The 26,273-nt window shown below is 37.6% G+C and carries 24 protein-coding genes and 1 pseudogene; 5 read left to right on the top strand and 20 right to left on the bottom strand.

The window, feature by feature from the left end; all coding sequences use genetic code 11:
* Positions 1-137 precede the first annotated feature (137 nt).
* Together AAHI02_RS04525 and AAHI02_RS04530 are read right to left on the bottom strand one after the other, a co-directional pair.
* Positions 138-1,091, bottom strand: a complete 954-nt coding sequence (locus tag AAHI02_RS04525; RefSeq protein WP_346985632.1) for an SPFH domain-containing protein — start codon at positions 1,089-1,091, stop codon at positions 138-140.
* 101 nt (positions 1,092-1,192) lie between these two features.
* Positions 1,193-2,548 carry a deoxyguanosinetriphosphate triphosphohydrolase gene (locus tag AAHI02_RS04530; protein ID WP_346986589.1) on the bottom strand — a complete coding sequence of 452 codons (1,356 nt, stop codon included), beginning with the start codon at positions 2,546-2,548 and terminating at the stop codon, positions 1,193-1,195.
* Between the two features lie 135 nt (positions 2,549-2,683).
* Here AAHI02_RS04530 and AAHI02_RS04535 point away from each other — a divergent pair, with 135 nt between their 5' ends.
* The 5 genes from AAHI02_RS04535 to AAHI02_RS04555 all read left to right on the top strand — a co-directional run bounded on the left by AAHI02_RS04535 (position 2,684) and on the right by AAHI02_RS04555 (position 9,379).
* Positions 2,684-3,421, top strand: coding sequence for a DNA-formamidopyrimidine glycosylase family protein (locus AAHI02_RS04535; RefSeq protein WP_346985633.1), 738 nt, complete (start codon positions 2,684-2,686; stop codon positions 3,419-3,421).
* 832 nt (positions 3,422-4,253) lie between these two features.
* On the top strand, positions 4,254-4,967 hold the full coding sequence (locus AAHI02_RS04540) for an ATP-binding protein (protein WP_346985634.1): 714 nt from the start codon (positions 4,254-4,256) through the stop codon (positions 4,965-4,967).
* Positions 4,968-5,493: 526 nt separating this feature from the next.
* Complete coding sequence (locus tag AAHI02_RS04545; protein WP_346985635.1) at positions 5,494-6,027, top strand: hypothetical protein; 534 nt, start codon at positions 5,494-5,496, stop codon at positions 6,025-6,027.
* A 667-nt stretch (positions 6,028-6,694) separates the two neighbouring features.
* The gene (locus AAHI02_RS04550) at positions 6,695-8,449 is read left to right on the top strand and encodes a hypothetical protein (RefSeq protein WP_346985636.1); all 1,755 of its coding nucleotides are present in this window, start codon (positions 6,695-6,697) and stop codon (positions 8,447-8,449) included.
* A 195-nt stretch (positions 8,450-8,644) separates the two neighbouring features.
* The gene (locus tag AAHI02_RS04555; protein ID WP_346985637.1) at positions 8,645-9,379 is read left to right on the top strand and encodes a DNA-binding domain-containing protein; all 735 of its coding nucleotides are present in this window, start codon (positions 8,645-8,647) and stop codon (positions 9,377-9,379) included.
* A 1,057-nt stretch (positions 9,380-10,436) separates the two neighbouring features.
* On the opposite strand, the gene gcvP is transcribed toward AAHI02_RS04555, so the two are convergent.
* The 18 genes and pseudogenes from gcvP to AAHI02_RS04645 all read right to left on the bottom strand — a co-directional run bounded on the left by gcvP (position 10,437) and on the right by AAHI02_RS04645 (position 26,044).
* Positions 10,437-13,295 carry an aminomethyl-transferring glycine dehydrogenase gene (gcvP, locus tag AAHI02_RS04560; RefSeq protein ID WP_346985638.1) on the bottom strand — a complete coding sequence of 953 codons (2,859 nt, stop codon included), beginning with the start codon at positions 13,293-13,295 and terminating at the stop codon, positions 10,437-10,439.
* A 534-nt stretch (positions 13,296-13,829) separates the two neighbouring features.
* Entirely contained in the window at positions 13,830-14,480 is a 651-nt protein-coding gene (locus tag AAHI02_RS04565; protein WP_346985639.1) for a DnaJ domain-containing protein, read from the bottom strand.
* Positions 14,481-15,296: 816 nt separating this feature from the next.
* Entirely contained in the window at positions 15,297-15,566 is a 270-nt protein-coding gene (locus tag AAHI02_RS04570) for a hypothetical protein (protein WP_346985640.1), read from the bottom strand.
* Positions 15,567-15,647: 81 nt separating this feature from the next.
* Entirely contained in the window at positions 15,648-15,989 is a 342-nt protein-coding gene (locus tag AAHI02_RS04575) for a hypothetical protein (RefSeq protein WP_346985641.1), read from the bottom strand.
* Between the two features lie 14 nt (positions 15,990-16,003).
* Positions 16,004-16,558 (bottom strand): sigma-70 family RNA polymerase sigma factor, encoded by a 555-nt coding sequence (locus tag AAHI02_RS04580; RefSeq protein WP_346985642.1) that lies wholly within the window; start codon positions 16,556-16,558, stop codon positions 16,004-16,006.
* 352 nt (positions 16,559-16,910) lie between these two features.
* A pseudogene (locus AAHI02_RS04585) lies at positions 16,911-18,915 on the bottom strand (S9 family peptidase).
* A 117-nt stretch (positions 18,916-19,032) separates the two neighbouring features.
* A complete protein-coding gene (locus AAHI02_RS04590) occupies positions 19,033-19,491 on the bottom strand; it encodes a hypothetical protein (protein WP_346985643.1) in 459 nt (152 codons plus the stop codon).
* 459 nt (positions 19,492-19,950) lie between these two features.
* Positions 19,951-20,397, bottom strand: a complete 447-nt coding sequence (locus AAHI02_RS04595; RefSeq protein ID WP_346985644.1) for an SRPBCC domain-containing protein — start codon at positions 20,395-20,397, stop codon at positions 19,951-19,953.
* Positions 20,398-20,410: 13 nt separating this feature from the next.
* A complete protein-coding gene (locus AAHI02_RS04600; protein WP_346985645.1) occupies positions 20,411-20,839 on the bottom strand; it encodes an SRPBCC domain-containing protein in 429 nt (142 codons plus the stop codon).
* Between the two features lie 36 nt (positions 20,840-20,875).
* Positions 20,876-21,433 carry an SDR family oxidoreductase gene (locus tag AAHI02_RS04605; RefSeq protein ID WP_346986590.1) on the bottom strand — a complete coding sequence of 186 codons (558 nt, stop codon included), beginning with the start codon at positions 21,431-21,433 and terminating at the stop codon, positions 20,876-20,878.
* Positions 21,351-21,710, bottom strand: coding sequence for an SDR family NAD(P)-dependent oxidoreductase (locus AAHI02_RS04610; RefSeq protein ID WP_346985646.1), 360 nt, complete (start codon positions 21,708-21,710; stop codon positions 21,351-21,353). Before AAHI02_RS04610 ends, AAHI02_RS04605 begins: the two co-directional genes overlap by 83 nt.
* 152 nt (positions 21,711-21,862) lie before the next feature.
* A complete protein-coding gene (locus AAHI02_RS04615) occupies positions 21,863-22,729 on the bottom strand; it encodes a VOC family protein (RefSeq protein WP_346985647.1) in 867 nt (288 codons plus the stop codon).
* Between the two features lie 320 nt (positions 22,730-23,049).
* Positions 23,050-23,316, bottom strand: a complete 267-nt coding sequence (locus tag AAHI02_RS04620) for a hypothetical protein (RefSeq protein ID WP_346985648.1) — start codon at positions 23,314-23,316, stop codon at positions 23,050-23,052.
* A 33-nt stretch (positions 23,317-23,349) separates the two neighbouring features.
* The gene (locus tag AAHI02_RS04625; protein ID WP_346985649.1) at positions 23,350-23,763 is read right to left on the bottom strand and encodes an SRPBCC family protein; all 414 of its coding nucleotides are present in this window, start codon (positions 23,761-23,763) and stop codon (positions 23,350-23,352) included.
* 41 nt (positions 23,764-23,804) lie between these two features.
* The gene (locus AAHI02_RS04630; protein ID WP_346985650.1) at positions 23,805-24,236 is read right to left on the bottom strand and encodes a VOC family protein; all 432 of its coding nucleotides are present in this window, start codon (positions 24,234-24,236) and stop codon (positions 23,805-23,807) included.
* A gap of 183 nt (positions 24,237-24,419) precedes the next feature.
* Entirely contained in the window at positions 24,420-24,944 is a 525-nt protein-coding gene (locus AAHI02_RS04635) for a DinB family protein (RefSeq protein WP_346985651.1), read from the bottom strand.
* Positions 24,945-24,973: 29 nt separating this feature from the next.
* On the bottom strand, positions 24,974-25,378 hold the full coding sequence (locus tag AAHI02_RS04640; RefSeq protein ID WP_346985652.1) for a VOC family protein: 405 nt from the start codon (positions 25,376-25,378) through the stop codon (positions 24,974-24,976).
* Between the two features lie 75 nt (positions 25,379-25,453).
* Complete coding sequence (locus AAHI02_RS04645; RefSeq protein WP_346985653.1) at positions 25,454-26,044, bottom strand: Crp/Fnr family transcriptional regulator; 591 nt, start codon at positions 26,042-26,044, stop codon at positions 25,454-25,456.
* Between the last annotated feature and the right edge of the window lie 229 nt (positions 26,045-26,273).

The raw sequence follows: 26,273 nt of genomic DNA on the forward strand, positions 1-26,273 counted from the left end.
TGACCTCGTGAGAAGTATTAGCATAAAAAATACCAAATTGAATTGACTCAATTTATTCCCACACCTTTTGCAAAACAACAATCTGATATGTTACGTTTTAAGAAAAAAATAACCTCAGAAAAACTGAGGTTTTAAGTTTACAGATCTGTATTCGTGTTATGATTATGATCTTTAGGAGGCTTTGGGTAATTTCCTTTGGAAACCTCTCCTACCGTATTGGCAGCAGTCATTGCGACGACAAGATCATTCAGCATATTACTTGCAGCGGTTGGTGAATTTGGCAACAGTACCAGATTACTTCTGTTACTCGATCCTACGGAATGCAACGTATCATAATGCTGCGTAACGACAATCAGTGCGGATGCTTCATGAGAATTGATTTCAACATTATTCAGCATTCTTACGGATTCTTCAAGACCTTTGGCGATTTCTCTTCTCTGGTCGGCAATTCCTTGTCCCTGAAGTTTTTTAGACTCTGCTTCTGCTTTTGCGACAGCAACAATCCTTATTCTCTGAGCCTCAGATTCGTATTCCGCAGCGGTTTTTTCTCTTTCAGCGGCGTTGATCCTGTTCATGGCATGTTTTACCTGCTCATCCGGATCAATATCCGTCACCAGCGCTTTTATGATATCATAGCCATAGCTCTGCATGGCTTCCTGCAATTCTCCTTTTACCGCAATCGCAATATCATCTTTCTTTACGAAAACATCATCCAGTTTAAGCTTGGGAACTTCCGCTCTTACCACATCAAAAACATAAGAAGTAATCTGGTTTTCCGGATTTTCAAGACGGTAATAGGCATCTCCCACCTGCGTTCTGATTACCTGATACTGAACAGATATTTTCATTTTAATAAAAACATTATCCAGTGTTTTGGTATCGATCATCACGTCCAGCTGCTGAATTCTCAGGTTCAGTCTTTTGGCGATCTGATCAATGATGGGCCATTTCAGATGAAGCCCTGAATGCTTTACACCCTGAAATTTTCCGAAACGTTCAATGATTACTGCTGTTTCCTGTTTTACAACAAAAAAAGAAGCAAATAAAATAATTAACCCGATAAAAATAATGGGTACTAAAAAAAGACTCATAGTTTTTAATTTTTAATATGAATTTGTATTCTTCATAAAGATATGGTTTTTAGTTTTAAGAAGAAAACCAGACGAAAAACTCAATCATTCACATTATATTATTACATGGTCATTCCGATATCAATCCCTTTTATTTTCCGGTAAAGATCCGTTGCATAGTTATCCGTCATTCCGGAAACGAAGTCGATAACACCCAGAACTTTCTGATAATCGGTACCATCCTTATACACAAATTGTTGCGGAATGAGTTTCAGAGCTTTTTTATCATAAGATTTTCTTTCATCCTCATGCTTCAGAATAGAGGGGATGAAGTGATCCAGAAGTTCATACATTACATTGTAGCCGGCATTTTCAATTTCAACGACTGCTTTATGATTATATATTTTTTCAATGGAGAAACTTTCAATATCCTGTAAAGTAGTATTTTCAGACTTGTAAAGATCAAGAAGCGCTTTATCCAGATTACCTTCCAGAATTTTGTCAAAGTTCTGCTTATACATTTCCAGTGATTTATTGATCAGGGCATTGATCACTTTTGCCCGCAGATAAGAAATCTGCTCATTTTCGTTGGAAATGGAGTTCAGTTTAGTTTCTATTCTTTGCACATCATCCGTTTCAGATCTTACCAGTTCAAAAAATAAATTTTTACAATCGGCGGTAGATACGATTCCGAGGCGATGTGCATCTTCCATATCAATAATATTATAGCAGATATCATCAGCTGCTTCCACCAGCCATACAAAAGGATGTCTTTTAAAAATATGCGGCTCTTCGCTTTCTGAAATCATATTCGTTTCCCTGGCAATTTCCAGAAAAATATCTTTTTCATTCTGAAAGAAGCCAAACTTTTTCCGGTGAATAATTCCTTTCTTTTTAGCAATCGCCTCACATGGATATTTGGCAATGCTTGCCAGTGTAGAAAACGTCAGCTGAATTCCTCCTGCATCTTTCCCCTGCTGCTGCTGAGCCAGAACCCTGATCGCATTGGCATTTCCCTCAAAATTCATCAGGTCTGCCCATTCTTTTTCATTAAATTTAGGTTTCAGATCAGATTCATTTCTTTCAAAATAACTGGCAATCGCATCTTCCCCGGAATGTCCGAAAGCAGGATTTCCTACGTCATGACAAAGACATGCCGCCGCGATCACGTTTCCCAGATTATGCAGGTAAAAATTTCCGGCATCTTCCGTAAGGTGATTTTTATACTGATTGTAGATATACTCACCCATTACGCTGCCAAGACTTCTCCCAACTGATGAAACCTCCAGCGAATGCGTAAGTCGATTATGCACAAAAACACTTCCCGGCAACGGAAAAACCTGTGTTTTGTTCTGAAGTCTCCTGAAAGCCGATGAAAAAATAATTCTGTCAAAATCTCTCTGAAAATCCGTTCTTGAAGCTTTTGTATGCGGATTGTTTCCTGTACGCTGATTCGTGAAAATCTGGTTTAAGTTCATCATTTTTCAAAATTACTTCAAATTTTATTTTTTTTAAACAAATCGTGTCAGTTTTTCTCAGAAACTCATCTATCGTCCTTCTTTTAAAACTTTATTGTGGCAGAATTATTGTTATCTCGCCTATAAAACAAGATTATGCCAGAAGGTCCTTCCATCATATTAATGAAAGAAAGCATTCAAAAATTTGAAGGCAAAAAAATCACAGAAGCTTCCGGAAATGCTAAAATAGATAAGGATATTCTGCTTGGGAAGACCTTACAGCAAATAAAGACTTTCGGAAAGCAGACTTATCTGGTATTCGATGACGTAGCCATAAGAATTCATCTATTGATGTTTGGCTCGCACAGCGTCGACGAACAAACAAAACCTGACCAACAGCTCAGATTAGCTTTATTATTTTCAAACGGCGGAATGTATTTTTACACCTGTCATGTAAAAATGGTAGATGCAGACTTTTTAGCAAACATCGACTGGGAAGCAGATGTCATGAGCGATGACTGGAATCCTTCAAAAGCAGAGAAAAAATTAAAATCAAATCCGGATATGATGGTCTGCGATGCATTAATGGACCAGGATATCTTTTCAGGAGTGGGAAATATCATCAAAAACGAAGTTCTCTTCAGAATCGGCGTGCAGCCTGAAAGCGTTTTGGGTAAAATGCCACCAAAAAAAATAAAAGAATTAATGAAAGAAGCCAGAAACTACAGTTTTGATTTTCTCGAATGGAAAAGAGATTTCACCCTGAAGAAACATTGGCTGGCTCACACGAAAAAGATCTGTCCGAAATGCGGACAAAAACTCATCAAAAAACAAACTGGTAAAGGAAAAAGAAGAAGTTTCTATTGTGAAACCGATCAGGAATTATATCAGTAAATACGATCATTATTGAATAAACTGAAAATCCACGGTGCTAAAATATGAAAATTCAATAAATTCACTACTCCTTCTTAAACCCTTTACTTCACGGCATAACTTATAGATTTCCAACAAGATCTACCCTTCATATTTCACATTCTTTTTCACTTCCGAAGGATTAAAAATTAAATTTTGTTAATATTCAGCTTTTTTAATCAAAAAAAGGTGATATAAATCAGGTCATGTTTCATCTTATGCAACACATTTTGATTATTAAGTATTAAACACAAAACAGCATCCTTTGAAAGATTAGCAAAATTTTGAATAAAAATTAATAAATTCACAAATAATTTTTCATGTTTATATTAATTTTACGTAAACATATTTTAGCCCAAAAGTTAATTTAACACACTTATAACACTGATATACATCATATTTATTTCTTTGAGGTGTCATTTTATTGTCGTAATATTGCAATATCAAATTAACAATAATTAATCAAATAATTAAAAATACAATAAAATGATCGCTTACATCGGAATCGCAACATGTTTAGTAGTTTTTACTTCTTATTTTGCAACAGTAAAAAGAGAACAGAGAGATTAATCTCAATTCCATGGCTTGGATTTTTTAGCCTGAGAATACACAAATGAAATGTATTGTTTATGTTTTCAATCTTCGAAAGATTGAATGCTCTTTTACTCACAGCGAGTAAAAGGGCAACAAAGACAAAGGACAATCTACACTAAGGACAATTTTTAATTTTTATAATAGCCGATAGAGTCGAACAGCTTTTTGTTCGGCTTTTTTGTTGAATAAACTTTTATCTTTGCCAATAAATTTTCCGCACATGAATCTCTACAACCTTATTATACAGGACAAAGAAGAAGTAACCCTCAATGATGTATTCCTTGAACCCCATAATAAGGAACAGCTGATGCAGCTTATCAAAGAAAATACCTACGCCACGGAATTGCAGAAATACGGACTTCCTGTAAACAATAAAGTCCTTCTTCAGGGCAGTTCGGGATGCGGAAAAACGATGACGGCAAAGGCCATCGCCAATGCATTAGGAAAAAACATTATTATTCTTAACCTCAGCAATATCGTTTCGTCAAGAATTGGCGAGACTTCGCAAAATATTAAGATGATCTTCGATAAAGCGGCGAGGGAAAGATCCGTCCTTTTCCTTGATGAGCTCGACCAGATCGGGAAAGCCAGAGGAAGTGACGATAAAGATGTAGGCGAAATGAGAAGGCTGGTGAATACCCTGATCCAGCTGATTGATTATTATCCTGAAAATGCGCTGTTGCTTTGTGCCACCAATCATCCTGAAATTATTGATACCGCTCTGATCAGACGTTTCCAGCTGAAAATTAATTACGAAATGCCATCCAAGGAATTTCTGGATCAGTTTTATGACAATATGCTCTTAAAATTTCCCTCAGATTTAAGGAATATTGAGAGGAAATATGATATTTCTTTTGCCGAGGCGAAAGATTATGCTTTTACGGTCGTGAAGGCGAAACTCATTCAAAAGTTGGAAAATAAAATAGAATACTGATTAATAGATAAATTTCTTCTTTCAATCATGAACCTGCATTATTTCGATAGCAGACGGGTTCGTCTATTCGAGTGTTTTTTCGTAACAAAGTGAAGAAAAAATGTATCGGGAACTGACGATAGGTTTATTAGTGGGGTTTCGGAGAGTTTGGCTGTTTTAGAGTTGGGTCCTGGTTTCCTGTCGAAGGGATTACTCATGATTATATGGAATTATCTGTCAAATCTTTGGAAGACACCTAAACCCATTCTCTCTGACCAGCAATAACAGAAAAAAAGTAGTCTATCGTAGACTACTTTTTTCAGCTACAAATGTAAACAAATTCTTTTTACTTCCAAACACAACAAATTGTTTTCTAATTTCTTAGTTTTGTTCATCATAAGGTCTTTAAAGAAAAAATTGACGCAAAACGGCCGGAATTTACACCCCGTTTTACACCTGTTTTTTAAGAAGTTTTGCAATGCTGAGCTTTGTACGTAAAAAAAGTAGTCTACGATAGACTACTTTCTTACAAAACATGAGACTACAAATGATATTTCCCTCCAAAGCCCTCTCCCTCACACGCAAAAGCGTGGTATTGTTGTGCTTTTTGGCGGTCTTGGTATCATCATTGCTGAGCGCTCAAACCTTTTTACAATCCGATTCTGTAGTCTTTGTATCCGAAGACTCGTATTTGTATGCAGAATCTCCAGTATATATTTCCAGTCAAAACCTGAGAAAAGCATCTTTTAAGAAGTGGTCCGGGGTTTTGATCAAAACCTCTTGTTCCAAAGTTTCTCGTAAGAAGTCCATAAATAATCCAACGGAAAATACATGTTATAAAAGCTGTCCAACAGGTAAGCATAGTCTTGGACTGTTTTCTAATTCATCTTCAATAGCGGTTATCGGAAGCTCTTCTCCGGTAAAACTTCAACAGGAAACAATACCATCTTCCTTTTTTCTATTGATAAGCGCAAGAAGGGATCGAGAAAAAGATATTCATATTACTTCTCTTCCTTTTCAAATTATACGCATTACCATCAATCATTTCGGCCGCCCTCCGCCCAATTTTAAACACGGATAACACTAATGTTTTATCACAAATGACACAAATGGTTGAACGCCAATAAAAACAAATGCTTTAGCAAGGAGATTATCCACTCTGTTTGTCATCCCGTAGGGATCTCAGCAAAGAATTCCACATAACATTTGTGAAATTCATGTTCAAGCATTAGTGCCATTCGTGTTTCGTCAATTCGAGTGTTTTTTCGTAACAAGGTGAAGAAAAAATGTATCGGGAATGACATTCATCCTCAAACTCACAAACTTCTCGATATGATTTTTTCAAAATCTACTCGAAGTGACGATAAACTCTGCAAGCTCTTATAAGTGCAACGCCTTTGTGAAACTAAAAAAACGCATCATAAATAAAAAAATCTTAGTGCACTTAGTGCTCAACCAGCAGCGTGATCTAAACACAAATAGCACGAATGGGTTGCACAAATAACACTACTATTTTAGTACAAATAGGCAGCAAGGCAACCAACATTCGTGAAATTAGTGAAACCCATTAGTGTCATTCGTGTTTACCCAGCAGCGAGCTCTTATAAGTGAAACGGCTTTGTGAAACTTAAAAACACATCATAAATAAAAAAATCTTAGTGCACTTAGTGTTCACGTGTCAGGCTGAGCCTGTCGAAGCCTAGACCAATTAGTCTTTAAAAATATAACAACAACATAAATACAAAACAATGAAACAATTAATTACAACAGCTGTTCTGCTTATCAGTATCACAGCATTTGCGCAAGTGGGGATTAATAATACTTCTCCAAAAGCAACCCTCGACATCACCGCTAAAACCAACGGAACCAAACCTGAAGGACTCATTATCCCGCAATTATCCGGTAATGATATCCGTACCGCAACCGTAGCATCAGTCTATGGGACAGCACAGAAGGGACTTATCGTGTATGCATCCACTGCTGATTCGGCTCCGGCAGGGGCGACCGCCAGCATTACTGCTCCGGGATATTATTATTTTGATGGAAGCGCATGGCAGAAGATCGCAACCGGCAACACCCTAAACACCTCTCTTGCCAGCGGAAACATCTTGGTGGGTAGTGCATCGAATGTAGCCACAGCCGTAATCCCAACAGGAGACGTAGCCATTTCTAATATCGGTGCCACTTCCATAGGTGCAGGAAAGGTAACAACGACCCACCTTGCCAATAATGCAGTAACCGTTGCCAAGCTCCCTACCGGAGCTACTGCTACAACTTTTCTAAGAGGAGACGGAACATGGGTGACACCTACTGATACCAATACCACGTACACCGGTTCAACATCTATAGGGCTTAATGGAACAAGCTTTGAAAGAGCTGCATTAACAGGAGATGTAACAGCTTCTGCCAACAGCAATGCCACCACTATAGCAGCTAATGCGGTAAATTCAGCTAAAATCGCTGACGGGACCGTAGCTAATGCAGACCTTGCAAATATGGCAGCTTTTACCGTAAAAGGAAACGCAACAAATGCCGCAGCATCGCCTACCGATATTGCCGCAGGAACAGACGGCTATGTGTTGAGAAGAAGTGGAACGACATTAGGCTTCGGGACAGTAGCGACTGCAGGAATTGCAGATGGTGCCGTGACGGCAGCAAAACTCAATCAGATGTCTGCTACCTCAGGGCAGGTGCTGGGATGGAATGGAAGCGTTTGGACACCTACAGCCGCTGATACCACCAGTGATGCCTGGATCAATGATACGACCAATGGCTTGGTAAAGTTGGGAACAAAAGCAGATGGTACATCCAGAACATCAGGAGCGGACTTTGTAGCAAAAGATAACGGACAGATCGGAATAGGAACGAGTAGTCCGGACGCCAGCGCAGCCTTAGAAGTGGCTTCTACCAACAAAGGAATGCTTATTCCCAGAGTAGCTTTAACAGGAATAACTGATCAAACCACTATCGCTTCACCTGCTACCGGATTAATAGCTTATAATACTTCCACAAATATTAATGGACCCGGACTTGTATTTAACAGAGGTACATCAACTAATCCTAAATGGTCTTCTGTTCAAGTTTATTCTAGTGATGCAGGGTCCATATCAGGAAAGTTGGTGTATCAATCGTATCCTGATGCAATTAAAACTATGTCAGTCGGGAATTTAGAATTCAGGGCGATTTATTCAGGAGATACATATTATTTTCAAATGAGACCACTAACTCCACCGACCGGTACAAGTTCATATTATTGCGATAGGATTGCTTGGTATGGTATTTCCAGTAATGCAAACACTACTACTTACACGCTCTCATTTAATAATACCAACTATAGTACATGGCAAACTTATACTTCTGGAAGCATATCAGCTTTGGCTGGTTCATCGGTAGGATTTCTAACTTATATTAGCAGTGCAAATGATTCTTTTTATTATAGAATAAATAATCATTCAAAATTCAACTCGAATAGTTTTACATCTTTTATTGTTGAAGCATTTTAATCCCCCCGCTGGCGTGAGTGTCTTGCTCGTGCCGGTTTTAAGCGGGGTTCGAATAGTGGTGTGACCACGAGCGAAATACTCGCGGCGGCAATACGACAACAACTAAATTAATTAATACTAACCCTAACTCTAACAGGGTTGAGAACCCTGTTAGGGTTTAAATAACAAGTTTAACAACCATTTAAAAACAAAACAATGGCAACAATTCTTCACAGAATCAAAGCGTATCTATACGATAACGTTTTAACGAAAGACAATCCTAATGATTTCACGGCACGTACCACAAGCGAACGCAGTCTCAATGTACAGCAGATCTGCCAGTCAGCTGCCAATCGTGGTGGGGCAGATATCTCTGCTTCAGCAATGGAGCACGCCACAGAGCTTTTCCTGAAAGAAATGGCGTATCAATTGTGTGATGGATATTCTATTAATACTGGTTACTTTATGGCAAGCACCACCATTCGCGGAGTATTTGATAGCCCTTCGGAGACGTTTAATAAAGATAAGCACAGTATTATCTTCCAGTTCAATCAGGGAGATAAGCTGAGAGCAGAGATTCCTACTATTGAAGTCGATATCCTCGGTCTTGCAGTAACCTCCTCCGCCATTATGCAGGTAACCGATGTGAAGAGCGGTTCGGTCAACGATCTTATGACCCCGGGCAGAAACCTGAAGATTGCCGGAAGCAAGATTAAAGTAGAAGGCAATGATCCGTTTGTCGGGATATTCTTCGTCAACACTGCTACTAATGTCAGAACGATGGTAGAAGAAAGCGATATCGTAATGAACAATCCTTCGGAGCTTATCGTTGTGATTCCCGCATTATCTTCAGGAAGTTATCATTTAGAAATCGTGACCCAGTTCACCGGCAGCTACCTGCTGAAAGAACCCCGCACGGCTGTTTTCGAGCGTGAGTTAACGGTTCAGTAAAAGCGTTCCGCTTATTTCATACCTAAGTGTACTCCACTTAGGCAGCTAAGTGGGATACCCTTAGGGTGCTAAGTGATCTCCCCATACGAGGCTAAGTGGTATTCACTTAAGAACGACACGATCATATAGCAAAAGAATGCTGTATTTACAAAAACGTAGAGATTTTAGTAGAAAGGCTGTCCGGAAGGGCAGTCTTTTTTTGTGGAAGGGTTGGAAAGTTTGAGGGTTTTAGGGTTGGAGGGTTTTTTAGAGTGCTCCTCAGTCTGCAAGCTTTTAACACAAAGATTCTTTTACAGCGTATGATTTCAAGAATGCAAAGGATGAATCAGCAAGCTGATTTGATAAAGCTTGTGTTTCACTTTGCGTAGCAATTTATTGCCTTTGCTAAAGTCAGCGGAATAGCAAATTACCCATTGCGTTAAAATAGTCTCGCGCAGATTTGCAGATTGTGCAGATTTCTTTGCATGAAGTTTTTAACGCAAAGAAATTCCTTTTACAACGTATGATTTCAAGGAGGCTAAGAATGAATCAGCAAGCTGATTTGATGAAGCTTGTGTTTCGCTTTGCGTAGCAATTTATTGCCTTTGCCTTCTAAAGTCAACGGAATAGCAATTATCCTTTGTGTTTAAATATTTCCAAACAAAAAAATCTGCTCAATCTGCAAATCTGCGTGAATTTTTTAACACACAAAGAAATTCTTTTACAGCGTATGATTTAATGCAAAAAAAAGCGGTCCTAAAAGTCTGGATAGTCCTTTTTTGTAATCGCCGCTACTTTATCTGATTTAAATAATGATTTTATAGCACAGCATAGGATTTGCTCCTTCGGAGCAATATCTGTGTAGATCCATATCAGTATCTTGTACCAGAACTCCGTAGGAGTTCTATCTTATCATAGCACACCTCCGGCGTGCTTGCGATATTGTATTGTTTTTTTCTACTACACAGATATTGCTCCTCCGGAGCATAAAAAATTACTTGTTCAATTTTCAGGCGTAAAAAAAGAGGCTGTCCAAACTTTTTGGACAGCCTCTTTATTATCTATTTAAAAACTTTAATTACATATAAGCTTCAATCGGCTCACAGGTACAAACTAAGTTTCTGTCTCCGTAAGCTTCATCAATTCTTGAAACAGAAGCAAAGAATTTATGATCCCTCACCCACTCCAATGGATATGCTGCTTTCTCTCTGCTGTATGGTTTATCCCATGAATCTGAGATAACTACCTGTTCAGTATGAGGGGCATTTTTCAACACATTATTTGTTGCATCCGCTTCACCGTTGGCGATCTCATCAATTTCATGTTTAATCGCGATGAGTGCTTCTGCGAAACGGTCGATTTCTGCTTTGCTTTCAGATTCTGTAGGCTCGATCATCAATGTTCCTGCCACAGGGAAAGAAACAGTCGGAGCATGGAAACCATAGTCCATTAATCTTTTTGCTACGTCAGCAACTTCAATTCCTAACGATTTGAACTGTCTGAAATCTACGATACATTCGTGCGCTACTTTTCCGTTTTTGTTTGAATATAAAATAGGGAAATGTTCCGCTAAAATCTCTTTTAAATAATTAGCATTTAAAATAGCATGTTCAGTCGATTTTTTCAATCCTGAAGTTCCTAACATTTTAATGTAAGCGTAAGAAATATTAAGGATTAATCCTGAACCGTAAGGTGCTGCAGAAATACCTTCGATAGAATCTTTAGAACCAATTTTGATATTGGCATTGGAAGGTAAGAATGGAACTAAATGCTTAGCCACACAAATCGGGCCAACTCCTGGACCTCCACCTCCGTGAGGAATCGCAAACGTTTTATGAAGATTTAAGTGGCAAACGTCTGCTCCGATATTTCCCGGACTTGTATAGCCTACCTGAGCATTCATATTGGCACCGTCCATATAAACCTGTCCGCCATGCTCGTGGATCAATGCGGTAATTTCTTTAATGTTGGCATCGAAGAATCCGTAAGTTGACGGATATGTGATCATCACACAAGAAAGGTTTTCAGAATGCTGTTCTGTTTTAGCTTTAAGGTCTTCAAAATCGATTTCTCCGCTTTCAAGGTTTTTCACCACAACGATCTTCATTCCCGCCATTGCTGCAGAAGCCGGGTTTGTTCCGTGCGCAGACTGAGGAATCAACACTACATTTCTGTGGCCTTCACCTCTTGAAATGTGATATTCTCTGATCACCATTAATCCTGCGTATTCTCCCTGTGCTCCCGAGTTCGGCTGAAGAGAAGTTCCCGCAAAACCGGTGATTTCCGCTAAATCTTTTTCAAGTTCACGGATCATTTCCTGGTAACCTTCTGCCTGATTTACCGGTACAAACGGGTGAATAGCTCCCCAGTTCTCCCATGAAAGAGGAAGCATCTGAGTCGCAGCGTTCAGCTTCATTGTACAAGAACCCAAAGAAATCATTGAGTGCGTCAATGATAAATCTTTTCTTTCCAGACGCTTGATGTAACGCATCAATTCTGTTTCCGTATGGTATTTGTTGAATACTTCTTCCGTAAGAATTTCGTCTTTTCTTAAATTCTCTTCCGGAATGCTGTATCCTTCTTTAATTTCTAATTTAAAAGTCTGCTTATCTTTAAACTGAGCGAAAGAAGCCATCAGAATATTCAGTTTATCTAAAGTCGTACTTTCGTTGATCGCAATACTTACCACCCCTTCTGTGAAATAGTTCAGGTTCAGTTTATGATCAAGCATCATTCTCATCAGTCTTCCCTTTTCATCTTCATTAAGATTGATTTTTACCGTATCAAAGATCGGTTCTTCTACGATTTCATATCCTAATGCTTTAAGCCCTCCTTTTAAAGCATTTGCTTTAAAGTGAATCTGATCAGCAATATAATTTAATCCTTTTGGACCATGGTAAACGGCATACATTCCTGCCATCACCGCCAGAAGAACCTGAGCCGTACAGATGTTGGAAGTCGCTCTTTCCCTTTTAATGTGCTGCTCTCTGGTCTGCAAAGCCATTCTTAATGCACGTTTTCCGTAAGCATCCTGGGAAACCCCGATGATTCTTCCCGGAATATCTCTCTTATAGTCTTCCTTACAAGAGAAGAACGCCGCGTGAGGGCCACCGTACCCCAACGGAATACCGAATCTCTGCGTTGTACCTACGGCACAGTCAGCACCCATGGATGCCGGAGATTTTAATTTAACCAAAGCCATCGGATCGCAGGCAACAACCACCTGAAGATCTGATTTTTTATAGTCAACAATATTTTCTGTATAATCTAAAACGATTCCGTTTTTACCAGGATACTGCAATAACACTCCGAAGTAAGAACCATCGAATTCATGAGTAGCATGATCTCCTTCTACGATTTCGATCTCAAGACCTTCGGCTTTTGTTTTTAATACAGAAACGGTCTGAGGTAAAACAAGGTCGGAAACGAAGAATTTATTAGCTCCGCTTTTTTTCTGATCTTTCGTTCTGTTGTTGAAGAACATATGCATTGCTTCTGCAGCAGCTGTAGATTCATCCAATAAAGAAGCATTGGCCAGGCCAAAGCCTGTAAGATCGCACACAACAGTCTGGAAGTTCAGAAGAGCCTCAAGTCTTCCCTGTGCTATTTCCGCCTGGTAAGGCGTGTAAGCGGTGTACCAGCTCGGGTTTTCAAAGACATTCCTCTGAATAGCCGACGGCAGTAAGGTATTGTGATATCCAAAACCGATGTAGCTTGTATAATCAGTATTCTTTGCTGCCAGCTCTTTGGAATGGTTCAGCATTTCATATTCTGAAAGCGGTTCTGAGATATCAAGATCTTTTTCTAAGCGGATAGAAGAAGGAATGGTTTGAGAGATGAGCTCTTCAACACTTGAAACGCCAATTTTTTCCAGCATTGCCTGTTTATCGGCTTCATTCATGGAAATGTGGCGGCTCACAAACTGTTCTGTATTCATTTTTATTTATTAGATTTTGTTTGTAAAAAAAGATTCGTAAAATTACGGATTTTTAGAAAATTGTACAAGTAAATTGAAATCACACTAAAATCACCTAATACATTCTATGTTATTCATAATTAATGGATTTTTATTATCATTTTAAACGTAAAATCAGGTAAAATTATATTTTAAGATAAATTTTTATAATGTCTTATTTTTGAAAATTCTTTAAAAATCGACTTAAAGAAGGCTAGCAATGAATCAATTTCACCAATCGCAATTCTTTATAAAAACAACTTTTTGAAAGTTCTGTTTTTGAATTCTAATTATTTAACATTCAAACTCATAAAATTTATGAATTTTATTATCTGTATTTATTCTAAATTAATATATTTGCAACATGAATATGATTATCCCTTTTAAAGTTCCACCTTTAGCACCAGCCTTTTCAATGAATACTCAGGAAATATATTGTGGTGACAAGAAATCCTGCTGTAAAAAGTTCAAGAAAGGAAAAAGATGTAAAAAATGTCCGGGAAATAAAAAATTAGCTTAATCAACAAAGCTACTTATTAAAAAATAAATTGCTAAAACAAGCAAAATAACAGCCACAATGATTCTCATAACTTTTGGCTGTCCATATGGATTGGCGACTGTTCTCGGTTGCGATCTGAACAATTCTTCCGCTTTATCTTTGAATTTTTCCGTATTGTTTTCAAAAACTTCTGTAATGGTAATCCCCTGAACTGCTGTTTTATGCAATAAAGAATTGGTAGCATGCAGCAAAATCTGAAATTTTCCGTCTTTAAATTCTGTTATTTTAAAAATTCTCTCCCCATAAGGTTTTTCCAGTCCGAAAGGTAAAACTTTTACAACATCAGCATTTTGTGTCTGCCATGTAATAATAATTTCTTCTCCTTTCGTTGCATGAATTTTATTCGCCGTAAAGTTTTTTATCGAAGGCGGAACGTTGTATCTGAAACTTTTCTGATGGCTTTCTAAATTCTGATCGTAAGAATATCTTCTGCTTTTATCACTCAGTGTTTCATATGCCTCCTGAATTTCACGAAAACGTTCGGCGAAGAAATCATCATTTTGATTTTTGTCCGGATGATATTTTAAAGATAGTTTTCTGTACGCTTTTTTGATGTCCTCTTCTGAAGCATCATGAGAAATTCCGAGAAAATAGTAGTAATCTTTCATTGAACTGTACAAAAATAAGGAATTTGTGATTGCGGGCAAAGCGAGGGAATTTTTTTAACGCGAAGTCCCGAAGATTTTTTGAAATGGTTGAGAATATTTTTTGTTCGCAAAGGCGTTCTACTCAGCAAAGATTGGATACGTTATTTACATTATGCGTAAAAAGTTTGCCTTAAGTTTGTTATGCTGGAAGCATCTCAACAAAGCAATGTATTTCAACGCAAAGGGACGCTAAGTTTTTTTGTAATGATTGAGAATATTTTTCGTTCGCAAAGGTACTTCGACAAGCTCAGCATAAACTATCACTCAGCAAAGGGTGAATGCGTTATTTACATTATGCGTAAAAAGTTTGCCTTAAGTTTGTCATGCTGGAAGCATCTCGACAAAGCAATGTATTTTAACGCAGAGTCCGCGAAGATTTATTTAAAATGTTTGCGATTATTTTTTGTTCGCAAAGGTACTTCGACAAGCTCAGCATAAACTATCACTCAGCAAAGGGTGAATACGTTAAATGATATTTTAATATTGAAAGGAACGACTGCCACCCTAGCCCAGATTGGAGCGTTTGTCTGAGCTCATTTTCAGGGATTTGTTTCGGCGGCTCCGCCGCCGAAACAAATCCCTGAAATAGCGAGTGCGGAAAGCTGGAAACAGCTCCTTACAATTCTCCAGAAGTGGAAAGTTTAATATTAGATATTGATACTATTTTTTTGAGATTGCTTCTTCGCTTCGCTTATCGCAATAATTATAGAAAAATTCCGGTTCGGGAAGCTTCGCTTCCCGAACCGGAATTAACAATCTCAATTTAGTTACTTTCTATTATGCTTCTGCAATATTTTCCTTTTCGGTATTTCTTCTGTGACATCTGGAAGCGAATTCTTTTTTGAATTTTCCTTTAAGCTCCTGATACTGTTCATCGTTCATTTCTCTGATTTTATCAGCCAGTCCGAAAGGTGATTTTTCTTTGATTCCGTATTCTTCGAAAATACCTTTTACAAATCTTTTTCTTTCCATTGCTTTTTTAGCGATCATGGCAATTCCAGCCACGGCAAGTGCTCCTAGAGCGCCTTTTAATACTGAGTTTTTCATTTTTCAAAATTTTAAATTTTACTACTTTTTTATATAGACGAATAACTTTTAAATTTTACTTTACTACTTCTAAAATGTTTGCTATTCGTTTGTTTTTCTGTTCCTGTTGAAAAAACTGTTTTCGCATTTGCTTTTCCAAACCTCTTTAAATTTTTCTCTTTCTTCCGGAGAAAGGTGCATCATTTTTTCTCTCATTTTTCTTTCTTTGAAGTCTTTCATTCCTTTTCCGAAATGGAATCCTCCGAAAAGAATTTTACATAGTATCAGAATTCCCATGGCCTGCCAGTAAGAGATGGATTTTACTCCCAAAATTTCGGGAAGAAGACAGTTCCAAAGTGCCATCACAATCCATGTGATTCCTAAAATAATCAACGGCGGACAAAGAATTAAAAAAATCCAGCCTTTTTTATGTTTATGATTCATATCTTTCTTTTTTACTAACTATTTAAATCTTCGTATAATTTTCTCAGCCTGTTTCTTAAATGCTTAACCGCATAATTCTTCCGGCTGATGATTGTTTTGATATTTTCACCGTGTTCATCTGCAATTTCCTGAAGCGTTTTGTCATTGAGTTCATTCTCAACATAGACAAGTCTTTGTTTTTCAGGGAGTTCATCCAGTGCTTCAAATAACTTTTTCCAGATTTCATCCTGAAACATTTTCACTTCAGGGCCTGCACTTTCATCCATCAGCAAAATATCTTTTATGGAAAAATCTCCGTCTTCATCTTCATAGACAAAATCTTCCAGATTCTCCGTTTTCTTTTTACGGTATTTGTCGGTGATCTTATTGGCTGTCACTCTGTATAACCACCCACCCACATTTACAATTTCAGAAAGATTGGTAATACTGCTGAACTGATACCACACTTCCTGCAGAATATCCTCCGCATCTTCCGTATTTTTCACTTTCGGGCGAATGTATGACATCAGCTTTCCTCCGTACTTTGAAACGGTTTGTGAGATGATATTTTCCTTCTCCTTCTGTGGCATTGTTATTTTTTTCGACAATCTCCATATTGCTATGACGATTGAAATTTTTGTTTTACTTTAATAAATTTAAAATATTTTTCGGGAATTCAGGATTTTCTTTTATTAATCGTGTTTTTCAGATATAGGTTCTGTTTGTAAATTAATGTAATTTATTTTTAGAAGCTATTTCCCGCTTTTCGTTGCAATCTTTTTTCCTCACCCTAAATCCCTCTCCCGAGGAGAGGGACTTTCAACCGCAAAAAAAGGATTTTCTCTCCAATCGGGGCTAAGATGAATCAGGAATAAGAAATTTTAGACAAAAACGGAAAGCCAGACTGACTTTCCGTTGGATAATTATAAAAATTAGTTGGATTTACTTGTTAAAATTTTCAGCAAAGAAGCCCAGCATCGTTTTGTAAAATTCTATTCTGTTAGGCTCTTTTCCGAATCCGTGGCCTTCGTCATATTTTACCATATAAGGAACTTCAAAGCCTTTCGCTCTTAACGCTTTTACAATCTGATCAGACTCGTTGATATTTACTCTCGGATCATTCGCTCCCTGAACGACAAACAAAGGTTTTTTAATCTTATCGATCTGGAAAACAGGCGATACTTCTTTGGCAATTTTTGCTTCTTCCGGATTGTCAAGGTCATACCAGATCTGCTTTACCATTTCTTTATAGGGCTTCCAGTATTCCGGAAAGGAATCAAAAAAGGTGAAAATATTGGATACCCCGACATAATCTACCCCGCAGGAATAGAGATCCGGTGTTTTGATCAGCCCCATTAAAGTAGCATACCCACCATGGCTTCCTCCATAGATGGCTACTTTATTTTTATCGATCCAACCCTGTTCTATGGCGTATTTCACTCCGTCTTCCACATCATCCATTGCTTTTCTTCCGATTTGCTTATAACCGGATTTCTGGAATTCCTTTCCATAACCACCTGATATTCTGAAGTTAACCTGTAATGTCGCATATCCTCTGCTTGCAAACAACTGTGACTCTGGATTAAAGCCCCAATCGTCACGAATTCCTTGCGGTCCGCCATGAGGGTTTACGATTAAAGGAACTTTCTTACCCTGCAACGCTTCTTTTGGCAATGTAACATATCCATGGATGGTAAGCCCGTCTCTGCTTTTAAATTCGATAGGACGCATTTCCGCCATATCTTCTTCTTTAAGCTGTGGCATCAGGTCAAATAGAAGCTTGGTTGTTTTAGATTTAGTGTCATATTCATAGTATTTACCATACAGTTTATCGCTGTCTACCACCACCAGAAGCTTGTCTTCTTTATCATCTGAGGAAACAACGTAGAATTGTTTGTCTCCAAATTCTGAAGCCAGTTTATCATGAACTTCTTTATAGAATTTACTTACCGGAATCGTTTCATTTTTAATTCCGTTATAGCTGATGTAATCCAGTTCATAATTTCTATTCTTCCCCGCCAGGCTGATAGAACTTACATCAAACGTCGGATTGGAATATACTTCCTTAATGACCACATCTTTTTTCAGGTCATACAGAACAATTCTTGATTTATCACCGTCAAGATTTGTCACAACATATGCTTCATTCTTATTTTTTGAATTTTCATTAAAACTGATAATATAAAAGCTGTCTTTCCAGTCCGTAGATTTCAGGAGATTGAATTTCCCGGTTTGCAGATCTTTATAATACAGTTTTGAAGTTAAGCCGTTCTCAAGAACAACATATCCGCGAAGGTTTCCGTCTTTATCAAAAATATAATCATCAATCGGGCTGTTGACATCTTTGTTTTCGTACAACTGAGTCATTTCCCCCCGTATTAAAGTTTATCTTGTAAGGCTCAAAAATCTGCTTGTTATTTTTGTTCAGTGTGACAACAACAAAAGGGGTGTCTTTGATAGGTCTTACGGTTCCTAATTTGGTTCCTTCAAAAGGCGTAAGATCTTTTAAGTTTTTACCATCTGTATCTGCTGCGTACAAATGAATATTTTCATTTCCGCCACGGTCCTGGGTATAATACAGCCTTTTTTTATCCAGCCATCCGTAGCTTCGGATCAGATCGTCCTTTTCTTCCAGCGCTTTGGTGATTACTCCTGTTTTAAGGTTTTTTACATAGACATGATTTTTACTGTCCTTGTCTTTTTCTTTATAGGAAAGGTATTGACCGTCCGGAGAAATTTTGAACTGGGAAGCTTTTGGCCTTGCAAAGTAATCCTCCACTTTATATTTGAAGTTTCCTTTATCGTAAGAAATTAATTGGTCGAATGTTGCCTTTGTAGAAACCAGGGTAGGATCTCCCGGCAGCTTGGTAGTGTTGGTCTGTGCATTCATCATTACGGCGGATATTACAACTTGTGTTATCCCGAAAATTTTAGCATTAATATTCATATTTCATGGTTTGGATTAAGTGTATATAGAATAAGACGCTTTAATCGTAAGAATTGTTACATGTAAGCGAAGAAATATGATTTAAATAAAAAATGGAAAGCTAAGCTTTCCAATATATTAATTCAGATAAATCCCGAAATACCATGTCCAGGCGATTAAAATAATCTGCATCGGGATTCTTTGTTTGTAAAGATAATCCATTCCCGGACCTGTAAAATCAGCTTTAAAAATATTGATCTTTTTCTTTGCTGAATTGATATTGGCAATGAAAACCAAAACATAAAAAATAATTAACAGAACAGCCGTCAGTTCACGGATCGAAGGGATCATCAAACCGATTCCGGCAGCAATTTCTATAAGTCCGGTAGCATACACCCAGAACATCTTTCTGGGAATAAAATCGGGAATCATCATCGCCATTCCTTTCTGAAATTTAAAATGTGAAAAGCCAACAAATATGATAAAAACGGTCATTCCCAGATTTCCGGAAAATAAAAAATTCCAGTCACCCTGAAAAATCTTTGTTGCCAATAAGCCTACTATAAAGCTGGCGAAAAGAATTGTTAATAGTTTCATGTTTACTTTTATTAAGATAACCGAAATTACGCAAATTAAAGAAGTTTTTTACAAGTAATCGGAGATAATATATTTGTCTCATAGTTTTTTACCTGCTGTTGATCCTTCATGATTTTCAACCACAAAATACACAGATTATATAACACATAAGTCACAGAAGAATTTTTGGATAGGCTGAAAATATTTTAGAGCACATTAGATAAAAATCAAAGATTTTTTTTAACTCATGTGTTCTGAAATGTTTTCAAAGTATTCATCTTCTATCTTATGTTTCTAATGTGTTTAAATTTTAAACCACAGAATACACAGATTTTCATAAATCAGAATATAAGAAAAAAATCTGCTCAATCCGCTAAGTCTGCGAGTGTAAAAAAAACTCTCGCAGATTATGCTGATCAAGATAAAAATAAAATCGACCAAATCCACCAGCGAGAATAAAGGAAAATCTGTGGTGAATTCTTACACCGTACCTTCAGCAAGATTTTTAATGACTTCTAATCCTTGTATAAAACCTTTATTAATGTGATCCTGCCATTCTTTTTCGGTTTGAACCTCAACATGCAGTTTGGTTTTTCCATCGAAGTCTATTAAAATATATTTTTCAAAACAGCCGCTCCACTGTTTTACCTGCATGCTTTCTGTATCTTCGTTTCCATTTTTGTCGACCATTCCCAAATGCTTAAAAATAATCTGGTTAGGCTCCTCAATATTATCGATTGTCGACACCATTCCTTCACCTTCTGCATTTACAAAATAGGTTTTTCCTCCCACCTTCCAATCGGATTTCATGACAGAGCCGGGACTGAAAAACTGTGTCCATTCGCTGTAAGTGTTTTCATTCCACAAAACGTCCCAAACTTTTTGTCTGGGAGCATTAATGATAATTTCGTACGATAAGGTTTCCATTGTTTAAATTGATTTAAAGTTGATTTTCAGAGAGATGTTTTACATTCGCCAGAGCATTCGGAAATTTTTCTTCAAAGAATGACTTGAACTCTTCTGATGTATTAATTTCTACATGTAAGTGTGTAATATTTTCGTTTTCGGTAAGAACATATTTTTCAGTAGCATCACCCCAGTCACGAGGAGCTTCAACACCTTCATAAATCTCCCCCAAGTGCAGGAACGTTATTTCCTCATTGGGAATCAGACTTATAATTTCACTGTACATTCCGTTATTTTTCGGATCAAGAAATTTTATAATGCTTCCTTCTTCTAAATTTCCCTGATAAAAAGATCCTTCCGTAAAAGCTGAAGTCCACTGTCTGAAAGAAAAATCATCCCAGAGAACGCTCCAAACCTTTATTGCTTCTGCATTAATCTCAATATCAAAATTCAATTTTTCCATAATTTATATAAAACTAGCTGTTAATCTGTGTAAATATTATCCACCTACAAAATCTCCTCCATTGATATGGATAATCTCACCGGTAATAAAACTGGAATCCTGCGATGCCAAAAAAACATATGCCGGAGCCACTTCAGAAGGCTGCCCTGCTCTTTTCATCGGATTGTCTTTTCCGAAATCTGAAACATCATCAAAAGTTTCTTTTACTAAAGGTGTCCAGATCGGACCCGGAGCTACCCCATTAACCAAAATATTCTTTTCAGCGATATTGGTGGCCAGAGAGCGTATAAATGTGGCAATAGCCCCTTTCGTTGAAGAATAATCAATCAAATGATCGCTGCCGCGATAAGCTGTTACAGAGGTTGTACATATAATGCGGGAACCGCTGTTCATCAGTTCCAGACAATCTCTGGTCAATGAAATCATAGAGATAATATTGGTATTAAACGTTTCCTGAATCTGTTCATCAGAAATATTTTCAATATCATCTTTCGGAAACTGTATTCCAGCATTATTGACCAAGATATCCAGGGACTTCCATTCTTTTTTGATCTGCTGAAGGCATTTTTTCCGGAAATCCTTTTTTTGAGATATCTCCTTTCAGCAAAATACATTTCTGACCTTCCTTTTCTACCAGCTTTTGAGTTTCCCTGGCATCATCATCACTTTCTTTGTAAATAATAGCTACCTCAGCACCCTCGCGGGCATAATGAACAGCCACTGCCTGACCGATACCACTGTCACCTCCTGAGATCAAAGCCTTTTTACCTAAAAGCTTTTCACTGCCTTTGTAATTTTCACGAATAATCTCGGGATACAGTCCTTCCTGAGGAACTTTTGATTTAGAATCTGACTTGTTCTGTGTTTTCATAAGCAAATCTTTTTCTAATCATCATCAAACAGCAAGCCGAAGCTTAAAAAATATGGTAGATGATAAAAGGGCATCTCAGATTTATAAAAAGTTTTAAATAAAGAATCTTTTTTAAACGAAGAGATAAACAAAGAAATCCTTCTTTATATATTCTATGATTGATAGGCCTTTTCCAGATCTTCTATGATAATTTTCTGCATTTTCATCATGGCCTGAACGACTTTCTGAGCTTTCATCGGATCCGGATCACTCATCAGCTGGATTAATCTTTTAGGAACAATCTGCCAGCTGAATCCAAACTGATCTTTCAGCCAGCCGCACATGCTTTCTCTGCCGCCATTGGAAGTCAAAGTGTTCCAATAATGATCCGTCTGCTCCTGATCATCGGTCATCACAACCATCGATATGGCTTCATTAAAATCAAACTGGTGGTCGTAAGAATTATCCATGCAAAATAAACTGTAGTCATCAATTACAAAATGGGCGTGCTGAATATTTTGTGGAGGCTCTGCGGCAGGATGCCCTTCACTTCCGTCCCCATATCTCAGAATATTCCCAATCCTGGAATTTGGAAACGCTTTTGTGTAAAATTCCATGGCGGTGATTGCTTTTCCGTTGTTTTCATGGATAAACATCAGCGTGGGAATAATTTTCTGCCCTGTCTGATTTTCTCCAAGGAATATCTGCCATGTTACATCATATTTGTCCTTAAGCCAACCGTATTTTTTGCTCCAGGAATAGGAATCCAGCGGCATTAGAGCCATTCCGCCGTCCATGAGTTCATTCCAGTATTTATCAACTTCATCTTCCGTTTCGCAGATGACCATGAAAGAAACAGATGCGTTTTTTTTGAATTGAGGTCCACCATTGAGGAGCATCAATTTCTGTCCGAAAAGTTCTATATTCATCACAACAGGAGTATCTGCCGTAATGTTTCCGTTAAATATTTTACAGTAAAATTCTGCAGATTCTTTGGCATTTTCATCGTACCACAGGCACGGAAAAATATCATTGTTCATAGTTTTAATTTAAATGTTGATAATAATTCATTCTGAATATTAGCTTTAAGTTTTGTACATCTTTTTTAACGCAAATGGCGCAAGGATTTTTTTAAATCATCATGTCGATTTCCGGACGCAAGGGCATTTCATTCAGCAAATGATAGATGCTTAACATTTAAATGCATTCTAAAGTATAAAAACCTGTGCTTTTTCTTTTTAACGCAAAAGACGCAAGGATTTTATTTGATATCTAAACAGCTGATTTTTCGTTCGCAATGGCGTTTTACTCAGCAAATGATAGCGGTCCGATAGTTTTGCAAAGATTACCTGAATGTCATTTAATTATTATTTAACGGTAGCCGGCTTTCATTATTTTTAAAATAAATATCATTTTCCATCATGTAAACTTTCAGTTTTTGCACTGCATTTTTACTGAAACCGTGCATCTGCAGGATTTCTTTTTCAGAATAATCCGACAGTTTTTCCAGGGAATCGATTTTTTCTTTTTCAAGAGTTCTTCTGGCCGGTAAGGGAATAATACCCTGCAGGAAATTCCCCTGTACAGCGTAACTTACAGCACAGATGGAATGGAGACACTTTGCCATTATTACCAAATTGATCATGACGAAAGATGTTATTTAATGGTTTTCAACATACTTATGGAAATTATTGAGAATAGCATACCAGCCATCCCTCTGCATTTCCACAGGATTTTGCTTTTCAGGATCGAAAATCTCTGTTACTTTTGTGGTGTTTCCATCGATTTTATCAAACATTACCTGTACTTTCCTGTTGTCTTCGGTATGATAGGTGATACTTCTTTCAGGAATTATTTCATCATAAATTCCGATAAAATCAAATCCGAAACTTCCATCTTTAGCCTCCATCCGGGTTTTAAATTTTCCTCCCGGCTTTAAATCTACTTCAGCAGAGGGGCATTCCCAGGTATCACTGGCGAAATTCCATTGGGTAATATGTTCCGGACCGTTAAAATAATCCCACACTTTGTCAACAGGCGACAGAATCGTAATATCAATTTTGATAGGTTCCATATAATTTTATATTTGGTGTTAAAAAACAACCTAAAGATAAGCTATTTTACATATTCCTCGTTATAATTCACCATCCAATAAATGCCATATTTATCCTGAAAACTTCCAAAATAATCACCCCAGAACTGGTCTTCAATCGGCATTTCTATATTTCCGCCTTCAGAAAGTCCTTTGAAAAGCCTGTCGGCCTCTTCTCTTGATTCCGGGAAAATTGAAACATAATTACTGTTTCCTAAAGTAAGACTCTGACCGAAACTTGGGACAATATCAGAAGCCATGAGAAGATCATTACCTACAGGAAGCGCAATATGCATCACCCTGTTTTTTTCTTCTTCGGATAAGTTTTCAGTTCCGGGAGCATTTCCCATTCTGTAGATTTCCCCGACAAATTCGCCGCCGAAAACAGATTTGTAAAAGTTGAAAGCTTCTTCAGCTTTACCATCAAAGTTCAGATAAGAATTTAATTTAGCCATGATTTTTTATTTTAATTGATGTTATTTTGAATGATACCCGATTTTCTTTTATATATCGGGAGCTGTCTGTCAACGTTCCCTCTATTGTACTGTCCGTACACCACCTCTCGGGCGGAGGACACACGGTCCCTAGTACGAAGGACAAGGTAGTTGACGCCTGATATCCTCTTCAACCGGGTTGATTTAATATTTCAGATCTTTATCAAAGTCATATTTCATTCCTTCGTAGCCGAGTATTCTGCGCATTAATCCGATTTGTCCGCACAGGTAATCTTCGCGCCCAATGCACATTCCGACAAAATTCAGCACGGTTTCCGGAAAGAAATCAATGTTCATTCCCATCGGAAAAGCCTGGTCTAAATCTTCATCCGATGCTTGTAACAATTTTTGATAAACGAGTGGTGAAATGTTATGGAAAGAATCTTTCAATTGTTGTAAAGAAGGATATTTAAAACTTTCATCCAACGCTTTTCCCTGAAAGAAAAAATCTTTGAATTCAAATTCTTCCTGAACCCCGAGAACGCTCCCTAAAGCGTACCGCATATCAAGAAAATTTCCGGCCATCCAGATGATATGATTGGTTCTGCCTTCAATTCTTTTTAAAGCATCTTCCTCTGAAATTCCATCAAGAACCATCAGGAAATTTTGGCTGTGACCTCGAAATGCAGGAATAATGATGTCCAGTTTATTTGATGTTGGTGTGTCCATAACTTTTAGAATTTAAAGTTGAAATAAGATTATGAAGGAATCTGAGAAGGGTCTGCAAAGATGACATTCCAGCCATGACCATTGATATCCCAGAAAGAATTCTGATACATCCATCCGTGATCCTGGGGTTCTTCGTGCTGTGTCGCTCCGTTGGCAACCGCGGCGTTTACTACCTGGTCGACTTCTTCGCGGCTGTCTAAGCCAATGGCTACCAAAACCTGCGTTGTATCGCCTTTCGGGACCGGCCTTTCAGAAAAGGTTTCGAAAAATTCTTCTGTGAGAAACATGACAGAAATATGGTCACTCATGATGATGCAAACTGCTCTTTCATCAGAAATTTGCTCATTGATGGAAAATCCCAGATTCGTCCAGAATTCTTTTGTTTTCTGAATATCTTTTACCGGAAGATTAACGTAAATTTGATTGACTTTCATACTGTAATTTTTTATGTTAAGCTTTAACCAAAATTACCGAGTTACAGTGAAAGTCAACTTGCCATAAGACAAGATTTAAATTTTCCTGGGATGTGAGACAAGCTCTTTACGGATGCGGCTCAAGGAAGTATCTGTAACACCAAGATAGGAAGCAATCTGCTTGAGCGGTGCAAATTGTATAACGTAAGGTTTCTGCTCCAAAAGATTGAGATAACGTTTGGTAGCAGAAAGGGTGAACATTTCTACTGAACGCTGTTTTCCGATGAAAAGCTGCTGGGACATCCATGCCCTTCCCCATTCCCTGAGGTTGGGGATTTTGTGAAACAGTTCCTGGAAGGTATCGAAATCCATCTTCCAGCACTCACAATCGGTAATGCAGACAATATTTTCCTGTGAAGGAATTCGCTGAAAAAGGGATGACACTTCAATGATGATTTCATTATCTACGAAAAAATTGATTGTCACATCATTTCCGTTAAAATCATTGACAAATGACCGGGCAAGACCTTTTTCCATGATATAATACTCATTGGCGGTCTTTCCTTCTTTCAGGATAAAATCTCCTTTGTGGAAAGTAACCTTTTCGTGCGCATTGTATATTTCTTCCAGTTCTTCGGACAGGAAAAACGGAAATTCGTAACAGATTTCCAGGGCTTTACTGATCATCAGGCAATGTTTTTAGTGGTTTAAAAATAGAATTTTTATGGGAAATGGTGAAGATAATTTTATATTTTGTTGAAACAGTTACAGAACTCCTTTAATAATAGGGTTTTTAACCAGATCCTTCGACGAGCTCAGGATGACATAGCTATTACTAACCGTGAGGTTGAAACTTTTTCAAATAGGTTTAAGATAAACCCATTGTACATTTTGATTCATTCTCGTCACTTCGAGT

The sequence above is a fragment of the Chryseobacterium sp. POE27 genome (genome assembly GCF_039727685.1).
In the GTDB taxonomy this organism is placed as follows: Bacteria; Bacteroidota; Bacteroidia; order Flavobacteriales; family Weeksellaceae; genus Chryseobacterium.